The sequence below is a fragment of the Pseudoduganella ginsengisoli genome (assembly GCF_009720865.1).
GTDB classification, from domain to species: domain Bacteria; phylum Pseudomonadota; class Gammaproteobacteria; order Burkholderiales; family Burkholderiaceae_D; genus Rugamonas; species Rugamonas ginsengisoli.
The window spans coordinates 140,643-157,854 of sequence record NZ_WNLA01000012.1 but is presented as its reverse complement, the minus strand read 5'-3'; the positions used below and the strand labels follow the sequence as shown (position 1 = coordinate 157,854).

The 17,212-nt window shown below is 60.7% G+C and carries 19 protein-coding genes; 17 read left to right on the top strand and 2 right to left on the bottom strand.

Features of this window, described 5'->3' with window-relative positions:
* Window positions 1-55: 55 nt before the first annotated feature.
* The 17 genes from GM668_RS17910 (at window position 56) to GM668_RS17830 (ending at window position 12,418) form a co-directional block, all read left to right on the top strand.
* Window positions 56-370 carry a hypothetical protein gene (locus GM668_RS17910; RefSeq protein ID WP_155440312.1) on the top strand — a complete coding sequence of 105 codons (315 nt, stop codon included), beginning with the start codon at window positions 56-58 and terminating at the stop codon, window positions 368-370.
* 332 nt (window positions 371-702) lie between these two features.
* Window positions 703-1,200 (top strand): hypothetical protein, encoded by a 498-nt coding sequence (locus GM668_RS17905; protein ID WP_155440311.1) that lies wholly within the window; start codon window positions 703-705, stop codon window positions 1,198-1,200.
* 70 nt (window positions 1,201-1,270) lie between these two features.
* Complete coding sequence (locus tag GM668_RS17900; RefSeq protein WP_155440310.1) at window positions 1,271-1,615, top strand: low molecular weight protein tyrosine phosphatase family protein; 345 nt, start codon at window positions 1,271-1,273, stop codon at window positions 1,613-1,615.
* 102 nt (window positions 1,616-1,717) lie between these two features.
* Window positions 1,718-2,014 (top strand): hypothetical protein, encoded by a 297-nt coding sequence (locus GM668_RS17895; protein WP_155440309.1) that lies wholly within the window; start codon window positions 1,718-1,720, stop codon window positions 2,012-2,014.
* An 85-nt stretch (window positions 2,015-2,099) separates the two neighbouring features.
* Complete coding sequence (locus GM668_RS17890) at window positions 2,100-2,465, top strand: hypothetical protein (protein ID WP_155440308.1); 366 nt, start codon at window positions 2,100-2,102, stop codon at window positions 2,463-2,465.
* 116 nt (window positions 2,466-2,581) lie between these two features.
* Window positions 2,582-2,896, top strand: a complete 315-nt coding sequence (locus tag GM668_RS17885) for a hypothetical protein (protein WP_155440307.1) — start codon at window positions 2,582-2,584, stop codon at window positions 2,894-2,896.
* Window positions 2,897-3,044: 148 nt separating this feature from the next.
* Window positions 3,045-3,659 carry a hypothetical protein gene (locus tag GM668_RS17880; RefSeq protein WP_155440306.1) on the top strand — a complete coding sequence of 205 codons (615 nt, stop codon included), beginning with the start codon at window positions 3,045-3,047 and terminating at the stop codon, window positions 3,657-3,659.
* A gap of 82 nt (window positions 3,660-3,741) precedes the next feature.
* Complete coding sequence (locus GM668_RS17875) at window positions 3,742-4,110, top strand: glyoxalase superfamily protein (protein ID WP_155440305.1); 369 nt, start codon at window positions 3,742-3,744, stop codon at window positions 4,108-4,110.
* 89 nt (window positions 4,111-4,199) lie between these two features.
* Window positions 4,200-5,309 carry an ankyrin repeat domain-containing protein gene (locus GM668_RS17870; protein WP_155440304.1) on the top strand — a complete coding sequence of 370 codons (1,110 nt, stop codon included), beginning with the start codon at window positions 4,200-4,202 and terminating at the stop codon, window positions 5,307-5,309.
* Window positions 5,310-5,423: 114 nt separating this feature from the next.
* A complete protein-coding gene (locus GM668_RS17865; protein ID WP_155440303.1) occupies window positions 5,424-5,795 on the top strand; it encodes a 5-carboxymethyl-2-hydroxymuconate Delta-isomerase in 372 nt (123 codons plus the stop codon).
* Between the two features lie 81 nt (window positions 5,796-5,876).
* On the top strand, window positions 5,877-6,248 hold the full coding sequence (locus tag GM668_RS17860) for a BlaI/MecI/CopY family transcriptional regulator (protein ID WP_155440302.1): 372 nt from the start codon (window positions 5,877-5,879) through the stop codon (window positions 6,246-6,248).
* Window positions 6,248-7,669: a M56 family metallopeptidase gene (locus GM668_RS17855; protein ID WP_155440301.1), complete on the top strand. Its 1,422-nt coding sequence runs from the start codon at window positions 6,248-6,250 to the stop codon at window positions 7,667-7,669. The genes GM668_RS17860 and GM668_RS17855 overlap by 1 nt, the downstream gene beginning before the upstream one ends.
* Window positions 7,670-7,807: 138 nt before the next feature.
* Entirely contained in the window at window positions 7,808-9,526 is a 1,719-nt protein-coding gene (locus GM668_RS17850) for a tetratricopeptide repeat-containing diguanylate cyclase (protein ID WP_155440300.1), read from the top strand.
* Between the two features lie 203 nt (window positions 9,527-9,729).
* Complete coding sequence (locus GM668_RS17845) at window positions 9,730-10,488, top strand: class I SAM-dependent methyltransferase (RefSeq protein WP_170305691.1); 759 nt, start codon at window positions 9,730-9,732, stop codon at window positions 10,486-10,488.
* Window positions 10,475-10,879 carry a hypothetical protein gene (locus GM668_RS17840; RefSeq protein WP_155440298.1) on the top strand — a complete coding sequence of 135 codons (405 nt, stop codon included), beginning with the start codon at window positions 10,475-10,477 and terminating at the stop codon, window positions 10,877-10,879. The genes GM668_RS17845 and GM668_RS17840 overlap by 14 nt, the downstream gene beginning before the upstream one ends.
* A gap of 94 nt (window positions 10,880-10,973) precedes the next feature.
* The gene (locus GM668_RS17835) at window positions 10,974-11,891 is read left to right on the top strand and encodes an MBL fold metallo-hydrolase (RefSeq protein WP_170305690.1); all 918 of its coding nucleotides are present in this window, start codon (window positions 10,974-10,976) and stop codon (window positions 11,889-11,891) included.
* 38 nt (window positions 11,892-11,929) lie between these two features.
* Complete coding sequence (locus GM668_RS17830; RefSeq protein ID WP_155440296.1) at window positions 11,930-12,418, top strand: hypothetical protein; 489 nt, start codon at window positions 11,930-11,932, stop codon at window positions 12,416-12,418.
* Here the strand turns inward: GM668_RS17830 and GM668_RS17825 are convergent.
* Together GM668_RS17825 and GM668_RS17820 are read right to left on the bottom strand one after the other, a co-directional pair.
* Window positions 12,415-14,496, bottom strand: coding sequence for a putative bifunctional diguanylate cyclase/phosphodiesterase (locus GM668_RS17825; RefSeq protein ID WP_155440295.1), 2,082 nt, complete (start codon window positions 14,494-14,496; stop codon window positions 12,415-12,417). The genes GM668_RS17830 and GM668_RS17825 overlap by 4 nt on opposite strands.
* Window positions 14,493-17,189: a response regulator gene (locus GM668_RS17820; protein ID WP_170305689.1), complete on the bottom strand. Its 2,697-nt coding sequence runs from the start codon at window positions 17,187-17,189 to the stop codon at window positions 14,493-14,495. Before GM668_RS17820 ends, GM668_RS17825 begins: the two co-directional genes overlap by 4 nt.
* Window positions 17,190-17,212 lie beyond the last annotated feature (23 nt).

Below are 17,212 nucleotides of genomic sequence, written 5' to 3'. Positions count from 1 at the left end.
CCCTTCATTCTAGCGGACCGCCTGCGGCGCCCGCTGAATTCGCACGTTGGGCCACATGACTTCTCCACGACTCGCCTTATATGCTCTCTGCTGTTTGATTACTTCGGCCGGGGCTGCCGATGATCCAATTAATGTAGTGAAAAAAGGACAACCGAAGGATGTGGCTTTGTTTATAGATCGATATGTGGAGTGCAATCATTGGGGCGGTGAAGAGCCTTACGATGCCGAGCGTCGGAAGGAAATCCTCGCAGCGGTCACAAAATTGCGCTGCTTACAGTTGGATGCTGATGAAAAAGCGCTCCTGAAGAAATACATGAGTAACCCAGCTGTATCGAGGGCCATCAAACAAACCAAGCAGCAGTATGAATGAGTTTTCTAAGCCCAACCCAGCATTGCACCGGACCCGCGCAAAAAACTGCGCGGTCCGTTGAATTTTCACGTTAAATCGTGCAAAGGAACAGGACACTCATGGCCAGTATCGAACCTACAGCATCGCAAGCGCCGGTACCCCCTTCAACATCCGCGCCTTCGAACACGTCCACCGGCACTGCTAGTACACTGCCTGCGGAGAGGCCCACGAGAGTCGCTGCATTGGGGAGTTACCTAGATCTACTTTCCAAAGCAGTCGGCTTAATTACATGGCCCGTTGTCCTTCTTCTTGCTGTGACTATCTTCTATTCGCCAATCCGGCGAATCGCCGACATGCTTCCCGATAAGTTCAAGCAATCCAATGAGTTCGGAATCGCCGGTCTCTCGGTGAAGATTGCCGAGCAGGCTAGAGCTAGTGGGAACGAAGAACTCGCAAAAATCATCAATGACCTGTCCGAGAATGCGATTGAATGGCTCCTCAAGCTCGGGGACGGATCCCACAGGGTTGTTGCCAGCGACGATGGTCGTACTGGAGTCGTGGCCAATTACTCCTACCGCCCTAACCCTGGCTGGAAGGAACTAGAAGCAAAAGGCTTGCTGCAGGCTGACGTTCCGCTCGCCAAGTATGAGGCATTCTTCAACTCACTGCATCCTGTCGATGATCGCGTTCCTAAGACAAGTCTGACGCCTGATCAGGAACAGCAGCTTCTCCGTAACTCGGTACGACTCAATGAACGTGGCCAGCGCGCGTACCATATCGTCATCGGGGTGGTTGCGGACATGATCGGCAGGAAGCCCGCAAAGCCAGCGGATGGCCGTGCGGGTAGCTGAAGTAAGCCGCCTTACTTGTCGGTCCAGGCGATGGCCTGCGGCCACGCCTGACCTCTGACGTTGGAACCATATGAAGAAGGTACTTTACATTTGCAGTCAGAATCGGCTTAGAAGCCCTACGGCAGAACAAGTGTTCTCGACGTGGAAGGGGCTTGAAGTTACTTCTGCCGGCACAAACCACGATGCCGAGAATCCTTTGACTCCGGAGGTCTTGGAATGGGCCGATAGCATCGTCGTCATGGAACGTGCGCACCGGAATAAGATTCAAAAGAAATTTCGTCCTTCGCTGAACGGGAAGCGGATTGTCTGCCTTGAGATCCCGGACGAATATGAGTACATGGATCCTGATCTTATTCGGCTGCTGGAGGCGAGGGTGCCAAAGTTTCTTCCGGCAGGTGCATTCAATGGCACCTAACTGCCCAACTTTTCATTCCACCGGACCCGCGCAAAAAGCCGCGCGGTCCGGTGAATTCTCACGTGGGACGGCAACAGTATTGATTTTTGAAGGAAACGGTGGATGGATGAAGTAGTTAGAAATGAAATCCTGTCCTTGGGAAGGACTGCTCACGACTTAACTGAATTGACGTATCAAAGGGATTTGTCAAAACGAGGTGAGCCGGGATGGAGGGAGAAACAAAGAGTGCTACTTGCGGACATGGCTCTTCACTTGCTGCAAACAGCCCTGCGAGATGGTGAACTGTCAGAAGAGAGTCTAAAAAGGAACCTCTTTTCTATTTTAACGATTTCCGATCAGCTTATGCCTGGGCACGAATTAAAGCATGTTGCTGAAGAGTTGTACGTGATTTCAACATGAGTCGGCCCAACCCTGCAGTCAACTGGACCGCCTACGCTCTACGCGTTCCGGCAGCCGGTTACCTTGGACGTCGGGCGGAAATTTTATGGAAACAATGAGAGCTTATTGGCATGACTGTGGCGTGGGGCCTGGTTCAGATGCTCCAGTTGACGTCACACTTATACAGGCCAAGAATATTTGGTCGGACTGTAGTCCGGTTGAAGGTAATTTTCTTGGTTTGATCGATTCACTTGGACGTACGATCCAGTTTTGCTTCACTGACGGAGTCCCCGATCACATGGAGGATGCTCGCCATCTGAAAATTGTTCTACTGGACTTTCCTATTCCTGAAAAATCTGGCTCATACTCAAGGCAAGTGTCGATTGGAGAGGTCCACAAGTTGATTGATCTGGCATTTAACGCTGCGGCGGATCATTTATCATTTCCAGGAGTTAATTTCGTTCCATGGTGATGCAATTGCCCAACAATGCGCTTAACCCCGCTCCCTCTGGTCACTGGACGGTGCGCGAAGAAAAACCGCGCAACGCCGGTTAGCGTCAAACGTTAGAACTTAGGATTAAAGAATTCATGACTTTTTCGACGCTGGATTCTGCTCGGCTGATCCGAGACGGGGGAATTGATGCTCTGTCGGCTCTGGATATGGCCGTTCGTGAGGCGATAGTCGGTCTTCCGCCGGAAGAGCAGACGAAAGTGAAGCGTGCTTTCGGTGAGGCCATGGGTTGCATCGTCGAACACCTTATTAATCCGGCAGTGCGCGCGTTTCCGCAACTCGATACCGACCAAGCTACTTGGTCTGCAATCGCGGAATCGCGTGCAACGCTGCGTGCGCGAATCAGTCCGAACTCGCACGCCAGCGAGTCGCCTTCGGCGCCGCTGACTTAACACGCTAGGAAGCTATGGCCGCGCTATTCTTTACAGTTCTTGGTCGGATGCACGAGATGACACGTAAAACTCTTAACCTTCAACTCCAGCGCAAGCCTGCCGGCACCGCAGAGCACACAGATAAACAGATCCGCACGCAAAGGAATCCATGAACGCACCGCCGCCAACGAAAGCTGCAATTCGCCTGTGCCTCCTGACTGGCTTGCTGCTTATCAGCTACATAACCAGCGCGAGCGATGAAGTCGACATCAAGCTTGCAAACCAAACGGAACGGGAACAACGAACAGAACAGCAGCTGCGGCGCCTCTTGACTGACTACGACCTGTCGCGCTGGACGTTCTCCCGTTCAGTTCTGATCGATGAGAAAGAAATACCTCACAGTCATCCGGTACTGACATTGCACACGCGACACATGAAGGATGATGAGCTGCTCCTTTCCACGTACGTCCATGAGCAGCTTCATTGGTTTCTCGCGCAGCATCCCACCCAAGCCATGGCTGCCGCACGTGATCTGCAACGCATCTATCCAAACATTCCGGTAGGCTATCCGGAAGGTGCATCCGATAAGGCGAGCAACTACGAACACATGCTCGTCGTCTATCTGGAGTACCGGGCCAACCAAATCTTGTTGGGAGAGCTCAAAGCACGCGAAGTGATGGCTTTCTGGTCGGAGGATCACTACACGTGGATTTACAAGGAAATTCTCAAGCATCCTAAGAAGGTGGGACAGGTGCTAAAAGCGCGCAGGCTCGATCCGGGTTGATGGCAGCGTTGACGACCGGGCGCTAATATGACGCGCAAACGGATGGGCCGGAAGCGGCGCAATCCATACAAGGAGATCGCAGATGATTTTTGGAAGAACAACCCCGATCCTTCGCATATTCGACGAAGCAAAAGCGCGGGAGTTTTATGTTGATTTCCTGGGTTTCAAGGTCGACTGGGAGCACCGTTTCGAAGCCGGCCTTCCCCTCTACCTGCAGATTTCGAAGGACGATTGCATCCTCCATCTGTCGGAGCACCATGGCGACTGCAGCCCTGGTGCAGCGATGAGGATTGAAACGACGCAGCTTGAAGCCTTTCATGAGCAACTGGTGGCCAAGGCGTACAAATATGCGAGGCCAAGTATCGTGCAAATGCCATGGGGCAGCCGGGATATGTCGGTGCACGACCCCTTTGGCAACCGGCTGACCTTCACCAATGCCATTAGTACTTAATCGTTCAATCCGGCAGGCGCCTGCGGCGCCGCTGATTTCACCCGACGGTCATCGGAGCAATTCGCTTTTCTTGCGAAGGAAAACAACTATTGGCAACCACGACGAATAAAGCGGCACACAAGCACATTTGGAGAGCCTGGCTGCTAGCGGCCGCGGCATACCTGGCCGCCCCAGCACAAGCCATCGAAGTGCCGGCCGGCTGGGATCTTACGTTCGCCGCCCAGCGCGCCGAAGCTCCGCCGATCCGGCGCGGCTGGAACGATACGTTCAACCTGTACCAAACAATCGACAAACGCGGCTGGCAGATGCGCTACTTCCTGCAGCAGGTGCCGCTCACCCGGCTGGATGAAGCGGTATTCGTGCAACACGACGTCGGCGACCGCTACGGCCTCTTCATTGATGGCGAACACGCATGGCTGCTGCGTGACCGCGACTACTCGTCCGTTGATATGCGGGAAGTCGAGGCTGGCGCAGCGCGCAAAATCATCCGGCAATTTGCACGCCGCGATGGCCCGACGCGCCACGCGTCGTTCCAGATCACGGAAGGCGCAGCCTGCTCGGCAGAAGTGGCGCATGCCGTCGTCAGTGTCTACAGCAATGGCAAGGCGAAACAGTATTGGTTGTCGGGCGCCGATTTCTGCGAGATCCATACCGATTTATTGTCGCCAGTGAAGCAGATTTTGTGCGGTGGGCATTGCCGCACGACCCAGTGGGTGCCGCTGTGGGCAAGCAGGCTGGAAGAGGAATTAAACGCGTTGCCCGCTGTGGGGGCAACGGCGGCTGCCCCTGCGCTGGAGCGGAAAGTAGTGCTACGGCAGGCCAACGAACTGCTGGCCAATGGCGGCAGTGCCGAAGCCATGTGCCAGGCCGTCAACGAGCTGCTGGACCTGCCGTCGCCAGCGCGCAGCGGGCGTGTGCGCGACTTTAAGGATCCGGACGAAGGCATCAGCGCAGCCATGGTGGCGTTAATGGGGCGGGTGGATACCCGCTGCACCTATAAGACCGGCGCACCGCTGCTGGAAATTCTCGTGCGGCGTAGCCCTGTAGCAGTGATCGAGGCCGCACTGAAGGCCGGGTTCCCCGTCAACCAGAAGGACTACCATACGCCGCTTGACGTGGCGATTTTCGAAAACCGCCAGGACGTCCAGCAGGTGCTGGAACGGGCCGGTGGTGTGCGCCACACGACGCAGGGTAAATAATGGCGGTACCATGGCGATGCGTGCCAGAGCGCTGCGGCGGACCACTGCGGCGTCGCAGACCTGGCAAGCGCGGCCGCACATTTGCCACCAGCATAAAAAATCATCAGGAACAACATGCCTCACCTCACCATCGAATACACCAGCAACCTTCCGCAATTCAACGCCAATGAAGCCATGCTGGTCCTTAACCAGGCGCTCGTGGCTTCCGGCCACTTTGAAGAAATCGACATCAAGAGCCGTGCAGTCCCGATTGACGCCTTCCTGGTCGGCACGTCGCTCGACGGCCGGGCATTTGTGCACGTCAAGCTGGCCATCCTGAGCGGCCGATCCGTTCAAGCCAAGCAAGAGCTTTCCGCGACTTTGCTGCACGTGTTGAAGGAAGCGTGCGCATGGCCGCCGGACACGCATGTTCAGCTTTGCGTCGAAGTGCAGGAAATTGAGCGTGAATCCTACGCAAAGTCTTCTATCAGTCCGGTAGCGCCATAAAATTCCCTGGCGTGTATCGATTGACAAGATGAATTACATCTGTAATCATTCATCCGATTACAACTGTAACCGATACACGCCATGGAACCCGTCCAAATCAGTGAAGCCGAATCCGCGGTCATGGAAGTCCTGTGGCTGCGCCATCCGCTGGCTGCGGAAGACATTGCCGCCGTCCTGCGCAATGAGCGTGACTGGCAGGACGCCACGATCAAGACGCTGATCAACCGCCTGTTGAAGAAGGGCGCCATCAGCGCCACGCAGGAAGGCCGCCGCTACCTGTATAGCCCGGCCCTGAAGCGCGAAGCGTGGCTGACGCAGGAAAGCGTCAGCATGCTTGAGCGGCTGTTTGGCGGGCGGGTGGCGCCGCTGGTTGCGCATTTCAGCAAGCAGCGCAAATTGAGCAAACGCGATATCGCCGAACTGCGCCGCATCATCGATGAGATGGATTCGTGATGGAACACGCATGCCAGACACTCGCCGCGCTGTCTGCCGCGCTGGCCGCCGCCACGCTGCTGGTGCTGGCCTTGCGCCCGGTGCTGCGCAAGGTGTGTGGCGCGGGCGTCGTGTATGCCGCATGGCTGCTGATTCCGCTGATGCTGGCGGCGGTATTGCTGCCTCGTGCGCCGCAACAGGCCGTGGTGATCATGGCGGCGCCGCCGGCTTCGGCCACGGTCGTGATCGACACGATCGTGATGCCGCTGGCTGCGCCCCGTGTTCCGGGTGCAGCCTGGATTACGCTGTGGATGGCTGGCAGCGCGCTGTCGCTGGCCATGATGGCGTTGCAGCACAGGCGCTTTGTGCGCAGTTTGGGCGCGTTGCTGCCGGCTGGCGACGCCGATGTTTACCGCGCCGCCAGCGACCGGGCAGGGCCGGCGCTGGTAGGGGTGCTGCGTCCCCGCATCGTGCTGCCCCATGACTTTACCGTCCGCTATACACCGCAGGAGCAGGCGCTGATCCTGGCCCACGAGCGTGTGCACGCCCAGCGCGGCGACGCCTTGGCCAATGCGCTGGCGGGGCTGCTGCTGGCGCTGTTCTGGTTCCACCCGTTGGCCCACGCGGCGATACGCTGCTTCCGTCTGGACCAGGAGCTGGCGTGCGACGCCGCCGTGCTCGATGCCTTCCCCGGCGCCCGCCGCTGCTATGCGGACGCCATTTTGAAAACGCAGTTGGCCAGCAGCGGGCAAGCCTTTGCCTGCACATGGCAATCCACCCACCCCTTGAAAGGACGCATTATGAGCATTGCACGGCCACCTGTAGCACAACCAGTTCGCGCGGCGGGGCTATGTGCGCTCGCCATGGGTATCGCGGCCAGCTGCACTGCGGCCTGGGCGCTGGCGCCGCAGAGTGACGCTGCCGCTGCGCAGCCTGCGGTGGCCTCCAAGGCGCCGGTGACCGTGGCGCCTGGTGCTAAGCCAGTGGCGCCGGCGCCGAAAAAGGCGGATGCCGCGCTGGCGCTGGCTGCCGCAGCGGCCGCACCACGTCCGGCGCCTGCCGCAACGCCCGCCAGTAGCGCTCCGGCGCCCCGGCCGCAAGCGGCGGAAGCTGACCGGGTCGACGTTAATATCCAGCTCAAGGTCAATGACAGCCGCGAGCAATCCATCGTCATGAAGGGCGTTGGCCTGGGCGACAATACGGCCAACTTCTCGTCCGGCGAGGCGGCCGACCGCTGCGACTATGAGTTCCGCGCCTTGCCGGCGGCGGGCGGCAGCGAGTTTTACCAGATCAGCGCCGTCGTGCGCTGCGCGAATAAGCCGCCGTCGAACCCACGCATGGTGGCCAAGCTGGGCCAGCCATCGCGGATGCGGGCCGGTGAAGTCAAAGGGGGCAATTTCGAGGGGTTTGATATGACTGTCATGGTCAGCAAGGCGGAATAAGCACGCCGCTGCCTGAAGTCGGGATTGCACGGACTGCGCAGCATGCCACCTCCATAATTAGTTCACATTTGCAAGCTATGCTGGCAGTGACCGATTACCGCATGGGGTACTATCCTGTTCCGCCTGATCCTGCTGGCCTTGACGCTGGCTGCTGCCACCGCTATCGCCGCCCCTGATGCCGGGGCCGATGCCGCTGCCCGCTTTGCGCAGGGCGAGCACTGCATGGATTTGGCCGCCAATGACCCGCAGGCCGCGCTGAAGCTGGCGGCCCAGCAGCAAACCGCCCCCCAGCCGGATCTGGCGCTGCACCTGCGCATTTGCGCAGGATATGCCCACGAGCGGGCAGGGCGCAGCGAACAGGCGCTGGCCGCCTATGAAGCTGCCGTGACGGAGGCGCGCAGCCGCAGCCTGCAGCGCCACCTCGCTCTGGCGTTGACGTTGCGCGGCGAGCAAAACGCCGTGCGCGGCTTGTACACCAGCGCAATTGCCGACTTGAAGGAAGCGTATACGCTGGAGCATGAACATGGCACGCACGCGCGCGAAGTCTACGTGCTCAATGCCATTGCCAACCTGTACGCGGACCGCAATGTCCGGGACTACGACAACGCGCTGCAGTACTACCGCAAGACGCTGGAAGCGCACGAGCAGCGCGGCGATTTGCAGGGGCAGGCCACGGCGCATTTCAACATCGGCTCGACGCTGGAGAGCCAGGAAAAACTCGACGAAGCGTTGAAAACCATGCAGCGCGCAGTCGAGCTGGACCGCAAGCGGGGGGCGCCGCTCGATGTGGCGGACGATGAAAAAGCCGTTGCCGTGGTGCTGTCCAAACTGGGCCGCCACAACGATGCGCTGCGCATGCTGGCCGATGTCGAGCGCCTGTATGCGAAGGGCGCCGCGCCGGACAGCATTGCCGCGTTTCGCCTGTCGCGCGGTATCGCGCTGAAACGCGCGGGCCGGTATGCGCAGGCGCTGCCCGATATCGATGCCGCCCGTGCTTATTTCCTGGCGCAGGAAAACCTGCGCTTCCTGGAAAAAATCCACGATGAACGCGCACAGGTGCTGGCCGCGCTGGGCGATTGGCGCGAAGCCTTCACAGCCCGCGGCGAATACGAAAAAGTGCATCAAAAGCTGCAAGACCAGCTGCTGGACGAACGCACGGCGCGCCTGCGCGTGCAATTCGACAGCGAACAGCAAAAGCGCCAGAACGAATTACTGGAGCGCGAAAACGCCGCCGCGCAGCGCGAGCTGCAATACGCGGCGTCGGTGCGCAACTGGCAGCTGGCGGCGCTGGTGTTAAGCCTGGCCGGCATCGCGGCGCTGGCCGTGCTGATGACGCGCCAGGTCAAACTTGCCCGCACCATGCGCGACCTGGCCCTGACCGATGAGCTGACCCGCCTGCCGAACCGGCGCCACTTCCTGGCCTTGGCCGAAGCGGCGCTGTCGGACGCCAAACGCCATGGCACGCCCATGACGCTGGCCGGCCTCGATATCGACTTCTTCAAAAAGGTCAACGACACGTATGGCCATGCGGCCGGCGATGTGCTGTTGCAGCGCGTGGCGCATGCCTTGCGCGGCGCCGTGCGGCCGAGCGATGCGGTTGGCCGGATGGGCGGGGAAGAATTCAGTGCCTTACTGCGCGGCGCCGACCTCGAACAGGCGCGCACAGTCGCCGAACGCATGCGCGCTGCAGTGCAATCGCTCGACTGCAGCGACATTTCGCCGGACCTGAGGCCGACCATCAGTATCGGCCTGTCGCAGATAGTCGATACCAGCGAGCGCCTCGACGCGCTGTGCAAGCGGGCCGACGATGCGCTGTACCGCGCCAAGGAGTTGGGGCGGAACTGCGTGGTGGGTTGACCGCGCGGGTTCTTGAGCAGGCGATGGACGTACATCACGGGACCTGACGAAACTTGTTGGGGATCGCTGTGATGTTTTGTTATTATGCTAATTCATCGCTTGTGGCAATATCCGATTTGTGCTACCCATGGGGCATTACCTCGGCCGATCCCCGACCTTTGGACGAATGGCTCCGCCGGGTTCGGACGCGAAGGAGAGCATGTATGGACCTGCGTGAATACCGTGCTTCGCCGTCAGAACAACAAAGGACAGCAGACCTGCTGCGCATGATGCCAGCAACAGGTACCCGCGCCCTGGATATTGGCGCGCGTGACGGGCATTTCTCGGTGCTGATGGCCGGGCGCTTTGACGACGTGGTGGCGCTGGACCTGATCCTGCCCGAGATCTCCCATCCCAAAGTCCGCTGCGTCCAAGGCGATGCCGCCGAACTGCCGTTTGACGACGGTGCGTTTGATTTGGTTTTTTGCACCGAGGTGCTGGAACATATACCGCCAGCGGTGTTGCCGAAGGTCTGCCGGGAAATTGAACGCGTGGCCAGCCAGCGCATTTTAATTGGCGTCCCTTATAAGCAAGACCTCCGTGCAGGAAGAACCACGTGCCGGTCGTGCGGCAAAAAGAATCCGCCGTGGGGCCATGTGAATGCATTCGACGAACGGCGCTTTGCGGAACTGTTTCCTTCCTGCCGTCTTGCGGCCACGTCATTCGTTGGCGCCAGCAAGACGCGGACGAACTGGCTATCGGCAGCATTGATGGATTTTGCGGGTAATCCCTATGGCACCTATAGCCAGGAAGAGGGCTGTATTTACTGCGGCCAGCACCTGATCCCGCCGCCGGGGCGCACGTTCAGCCAGCGGCTGGCCACGCGTTGCGCCACGTGGTCCGGCAAATTCAGCGAAATGTTCGCAACGCCGCATGGGAACTGGATACATTTGGACTTGAGGAAAGCCGATGCACAACGTTAAGCCATTCCTCCTTTCACTATTGCGCCAAGCCGTGCAAAACCATGCGCAAGAGGTCCGTTTTGTGTCTGGCCTGCCACCTGCCATGCGAGTGGCTGAACAGTTGTTGCCTTGCGGAGAGGTAACCACCAGTGGGGATATGGTCCAGTCACTGCACGAAGCATTACTGGCCGGCTGTGACGCCACGGGGCAGGCTGCACCGGCGAATTATGTTGTGACGCTGCCGAAATTCGGGACGTTCGTGTGCCAATTGGAAGTCAAGGAAAATGCCAAAACACTTGTGCTGCGCCGCGAGCCCAATGACCCGGTTCCTGCTGATGTTGAGCCGCGTGGCAAGCTGCCCGTGATGGGCATGCGTGCCGAATGTGATCCGTGGCAAAACAATGAAACATGACTTAAGATCCCCTTACCGCGGCATGCATCACCAATCATGAGAACTGGAGAAGACACGCATGGCATCAACCGCCGCAATGGCACTATCCCTGGCAATGGCCGCAACTTCAACGGCATTTGCCGCAACGGCGCCGTACACTTTTATTGAAGGCCAGGTGCCGGCAGACAGGCAGCCCGACGGCAACTCGATTGTGCTTGAAGGACCGCAAGAGATGCTGGTCATCGACACCGGCCGCCATCCCGAGCACACGGACAAAATCATTGCCGTGGCCAAGGCGCGCAATAAACCCATCACCGCCATCATCAATACCCACTGGCACCTGGACCACGCAACGGGCAATGCGCGCATCCGCGCCGCCTATCCTGGGGCGAAGCTCTATACCAGTACCGCCGTCGAGGGGGCATTGAAAGGCTTTTTGATCCGCAATGTCGATCAGGCCAGAGCGCGGCTGGATGATCCCGCGGTGCCTGAAGTGGGCAAGACCGATACGCGCCTATACCTGAACGCAATTAACGACCCAGTCAACCTGATCCCCGACCAGCCAGTCAACGGCACGGTGGCGCTGAAACTGGGCGAGCGCGAACTGACGCTGCATTTGGCCAAGCGTGCGGCAACGGAAGGCGACGTGTGGGTACACGACCCGGCCAGCAAGACCGTGTTTGCCGGCGACCTGGTCGTGGCGCCGCTGCCATTCTTTGATACCGGCTGCGCGGATGGCTGGCGCAAGGCGCTGGCTGAAATCGACCAGCTGGATTTCCAGACCCTGATTCCCGGCCATGGCCTGCCGATGGAACACGCTGTATTTTCCAGCTACCGGCAAGCGTTTGATGCGTTTACCGCCTGTGCTGAAGGCAATGCGCCGACGGCAAGCTGCGTGGCGGTCTGGATGCAGAAAGGGGCGCCATTTGTCGCCATGCATCCAGACCCGAAATATACGCAGGCGGCGTTGGCCTACTATGTCGACCAGGTGATCCGGGCGCCTGCCAAACGCGCGGAATTTTGCGGCAAATGACCATGCATGCAGACCCGGGAAATGGCGGGTCCTCAACTGTGCCTGTACCAGCGCGCGCCTACGTAAAGACCCTGGTGCTGGTTGCCGTGGCGCTATTGTTCCTGCTGCCGAAAGGCGGCGGTGTATGGTTTGGCGGCGTCTTCCTGTTTTTCCTGGCCTGGGCGCTGTACAACGTGGTGCGTCTGCTGCTCAAACGCGGTGAACGCCGCAGCCGGGCGATCCGCCTGGCCATCTGGAGCGCGGCGCTGCTGCTGGCGGGGGCAACGCAAGTGCACTGGCAACATGCATCGCTGGACCAAGCCAATGCCGTTGCCACTGCGCTGGTGTCGGCCAGCAAGCGGAACGGCGCCTATCCTACCAGCCTTGATGCGGCCGGGTTCAACAGTGCGGCATTGCGCGAAGAATGGGGAATCACCTACCGGTTATACGAAGGCAAGCCGCAATTGAGCTATCCCGCCGTGTTCATGCCGCTCGCGCTCATGGAGTACGATTTCGATGCGGGGCAGTGGAAAACCAATGCGCATTAACGACCCTGGTAGCTGCCCACCCACCCCGCCAATTCATTGGACGGCATCGGGCGCGCCACCAGATAGCCCTGCATCGAACAGCAGCCCCGCTCTCCCAGCAACGTACGCTGCGCATCCGTCTCCACGCCTTCCGCCACCGTTTTCATCCCCAGCGCCCGCGCCAGCGCAATGATGGCTTCAATAATGGCCAGCGCGGCGCGGTCGTCCAGCAATTCGCGTACGAAAGACTGGTCGATTTTCAATACGTCGACAGGGAAGTGGCGCAGGTAATTGAGTGACGAAAAACCCGTGCCGAAATCGTCGATCGCGACGGCAAAGCCCAGGCCCTTTAATTCCGCCAGCGTCATGGCGGCGCGCTGCACGTCCGTCATCAGCATGGATTCCGTCAATTCCAGTTCGATTGCATCCGGCGTGCACCCCTGGGCCCGCACCAGTTCACCGATGGCCGTGGCAAAGCCAGGCTGTGAAAACTGGCGGGCCGACACGTTGACGGCGACCTGCAATGGCGGCAAGCCCGCCTGTTTCCACGCCAGGTGCTGGCGGCACGCTTCGCCCACGACCCAGTCGCCAATCGCGGCGATCAGGCCGGATTCTTCCGCCACCGGGATGAACTGGCCGGGCGGAACCATGGCGCCGTCCTTGCGCCAGCGGATCAATGCTTCCACGCCGTGCAGCGTGCCGCTGGCCAGGCTGATCTTGGGCTGGTAGTGCAATTCGAATTCGCCCGCATCCAGCGCGGCCCGCAAATCCATTTCCAGCTTCAGGCGGGCCAAAATACCGGCGTTCAGTTCCGGCGCATAGAACTGGAAATTGTTGCGGCCCCGCTCCTTGGCCAGGTACATGGCCGCATCCGCATTGCGCACCAACACGTCGGCCGTATCGCCATCTTCCGGATAGCACGCAATACCCATGCTGGACGAAACGTGCAGCGCCATGCCCATCACGTGGTAGGGCTGTTCCAGCTGGTCCAGCATCAGTTGCGCGCGGGCGGCAATGGCCTTGGAGTCGCCGCCGGGGCACAGCAGCACGAATTCATCGCCGCCCATGCGCGCCACCGTGTCGCCGGCCCGCACGGTATCTTGCAGCCGCTGCGCGACTTGCTTCAACAATTCATCGCCGCTGGCGTGGCCCAGCGAATCATTGATGTTCTTGAAACGGTCAACGTCGACAAACAGCACGGCCAGCGCATGGCCGTCGCGCCGCGCCTGCAGCAGCGAGACGGACAGGCGGTCGGAAAACAGGCGGCGGTTCGGCAATCCCGTCAATTCATCGTGGAAAGCCAGGTGGGCAATGCGCTGCTCCTGCACTTTGCGTTCCGTGATGTCGGCAAACACGGCAATGTAATGTTCGGGGCGGCCTTCCGCGTCGCGCGCCACGCTCATGGAAAACCAGGCGGGGAACGTGCTGCCATCGTGGCGCCGGCACGGCAATTCGCCTTGCCACGAACCGCCCGCGTCGAGGTTTTCCCACATGGTCTGGTAGCGGATGCGGGACCCGACGTCGGCCAGCAGCAGGGCGGGATCCTGGCCCAGCACATCGGCTTTGGCATAGCCGGTAATGGATTCAAACGCGCGGTTGACGGACACCGTGCGGTTTTGCGCATCGCAGACGACGATTGCGTCATTGGACGTTTCAAATACCTTGGCCGACAGGCGCGCACGCATGGCCGACAACGCAAGTTCCCGCATCGCCATGTGCGATCGCAGCAGGTAGCGCGTGCGGTTGGCCATCGTGCCCCAGCTGATCGGCTTGGTAATAAAGTCTGTCGCGCCGCACTGGTAAGCGCGCTGGATCGACGTGTCGTCATTGACGCCTGTGACCATGGCGATCGGCACGTCGCGTCCGCACGGCAGGGCGCGCAGCGACGCGCACAGGTCGACGCCGTCGCCATCCGGCAGCATCACGTCAAGCATGACGAGATCCGGCCGCGTCGATTCAAACAGCGACAAAGCCTGTTTGACGGTGCCCGCTTCCACCACATCGAAACCGCCTTCTTCCAGCGTGGCGCGCATCAGCAGGCGGGCCGACAATTCGTCGTCCACCACCATGATCAGTTGCCGCTCGCGCGTTTCCATCATTGCTCCCGGTCGCGGATCGCTGTCAATTCCTTCAGCGCATAGTCGAAGTGCCGCGCCAGTTCGGCAAGGACGGCATCCACTTCATCGAGCTGGCTGTGGCGGCCACGCTGTTCCAGTTCCGCGCACAGTTGCGACAACTGGCGCGCCCCCACGTTGGCGGAACTGTTTTTCAGCGTGTGGGCGGCGCGGAACAGGGCGCCCCCATCGGCTTGCGCGGCGGCGTCCACGATTTCCTGGTACAGGCCGGGCGACTCCGTCAGCCAGGCATTGAGCACGCGGATCAGCAGGCCGGGACGCAACTGGCGGATCGTGTGCAGCGCGTCCGCATCGATATTGCCGTCGGCCGCCGGTAGCGCTGCGCTGCCGGCCATCGGTGCAGCAGCGGTTGCGGCGGCGTCGTCGCGCGGCGCCACTTGCACGGTCTGCAGCCAGCGCTGCAGCATGTCGCCCAGCTGGTCTTGCGTAAACGGTTTCGACAGGTATTCATCCATGCCGCTGTCGATGCAGCGCTGGCGGTCGCCCGCCACGGCATTGGCGGTCAGCGCCACGATGGGGATATGCCGTTCCAGCCCCTCGGCGGCGCGGATGGCGGCCGTGGCCTGGAAGCCGTCCATGACGGGCATCTGGCAATCCATCAGGATCAAGTCAAACTGCTGGCGCTCCAGCAGCGAGATGACGTCCATGCCGTTGCCCGCCACTTCCACGTGCACGCCCAGGTTGCGCAGCATGGCCAGCGCCACTTCCTGGTTGGCCAGGTTGTCCTCCGCCAGCAGCACATTGCCCTGCAATTTCACCACGCGGCTGCGCGCGGCCCCTTTGGCCGCCCGCTGGCCCGGGCTGCCGCCCTGGCTTGCCCGCAACGCCTGGCACAGTGCGTTGTACAGTTCCGACTGGCGCACGGGTTTGGTCAGCACTTGCGGGGCCGGGCCGCCGCTGGCGCCATGCCATTGCATGCCGGCGGAACTGAGCATGATGACAGGGATGGCTGCCAGGTGCGGCTGCTGCTGCATGGATTCCACCAGGCCGGCGCCATCTTCGTCCGGCATCATCATGTCGGTGATGACCAGTTCAAACGGCGCGCCGGATTTCGCCAGTTCCGCCCGGGCGCCCTGGACGTCATGCGCCTGCACCACCTGGCAGCCCCACGAGTGCAATTGCTCGGCGAGGATTTCCAGGTTGACGTGATTGTCATCGACGATCAATACGCGCATCGGCGCCAGCACGGTATCGTCCTGGCCCTGGCCCATGTCGCAGCGCGGCAGGCGGACCGTGAAGTGGAATTCGCTGCCCTGGTTTTCCTCGCTGCGCAGGGTAATGGTGCTGCCCATCAGCCCCATCAGCCGCTGCGAAATCGCCAGCCCCAGTCCGGTGCCGCCAAAGCGGCGCGTGGTCGAACTGTCGGCCTGCGTAAATGCTTCAAACAGGCAGGACTGCTTGGCGGCCGGAATGCCGATACCTGTATCGGTCACCGTGAAATGAATGTCCGCCATGGCGCTGCCTCCATCCGCAGCAGGGATGTCGGTGACTTCGGCCCGCAGCACGACCTGGCCCCGCTCGGTGAATTTGATGGCGTTGCTGACCAGGTTCGTCAACACCTGGCCCAGGCGCTTGGCGTCGCCGCGCAGCATGACGGGGCGCAGCGGGGCGGCGCAGCTCAGTTCCAGCCCTTTGCCGTGGGCCACGGGCGCATAGCGTTCCGCCACGTTTTCCATCAATAAGGTCAAATTGAACGCGCAATCATCCAGTTCAAAGCGGCCCGCTTCGATTTTTGAAAAGTCCAGGATATCGTTGAGGATGGCCAGCAAGTCTTCGCCGGAGCGGCGCACGATGCGTACAAAGCGCCGCTGGCGGTCATCGAGTTCCGTATTGGCCAGCAAATCCGTCATGCCCAGCACGCCATTGAGCGGCGTGCGGATTTCATGGCTCATCATGGCGAGGAATTCGCTCTTGGCGCGGCTGGCTGCTTCCGCCGCGTCGCGGGCGCGCACCAGGTCCGCCGTGCGGTGCGCCACTTCCTGCTCCAGGTGGTCGCGGTGGCTGGCCAGTTCCAGGTCGCGCGCCTGCACTTGTTCCAGCATGTGATTGAAGCGGCGGGCCAGCTGGCCCGCTTCATCGGCGGCGCCGTTGTCCTGGGCGCGCAGCGTGTAGTCGCCTCCCTGGCCGACGGCATTGGCCAGCGCCGCCAGCTTCAGCAAGGGCGCCGACAGCTTGTGCGCGGACAGGCGCGCCACATACGCCACCAGCAACAGCAGCACCAGCCCTGCAATGCCCGCCACCGTCATTGCGTGATACAGCGCTTGGTCCACATAGCGCAAGGTGGCGCGCAACTCGACTTTGCCGATCTCCGCACCTTTTTGGCGCACCACGGCGCTGGCCGTCATGCCGGCGTCGCCGGCGCCGCCGGAGCTGCCCGTATAGGTGACGAAGACGCGGCCATCCGCATGGCGCACCGTCGCCTGCACGACTTCCGGCACGGACGCCAATGCCTTCAACGTCTGGTTGCCGCCATCGGCATCGTCGAAGGTGAGGGGGGCGGCGCTGCCATACGCGATCATTTCCGCCAGCCCGTCCAGCGAGCGCTGCGCCTGGCCCTGCAAGGTTGCCTGCTGGGTTTTCAGGAACACGCCTTCAAACAGCAGCAGCATCAGCGCGCACACGGCCACCACCATCCACGTGATTTTTTGTCTGAGCAAAAGCGTGCGCCACATGTGCCCTG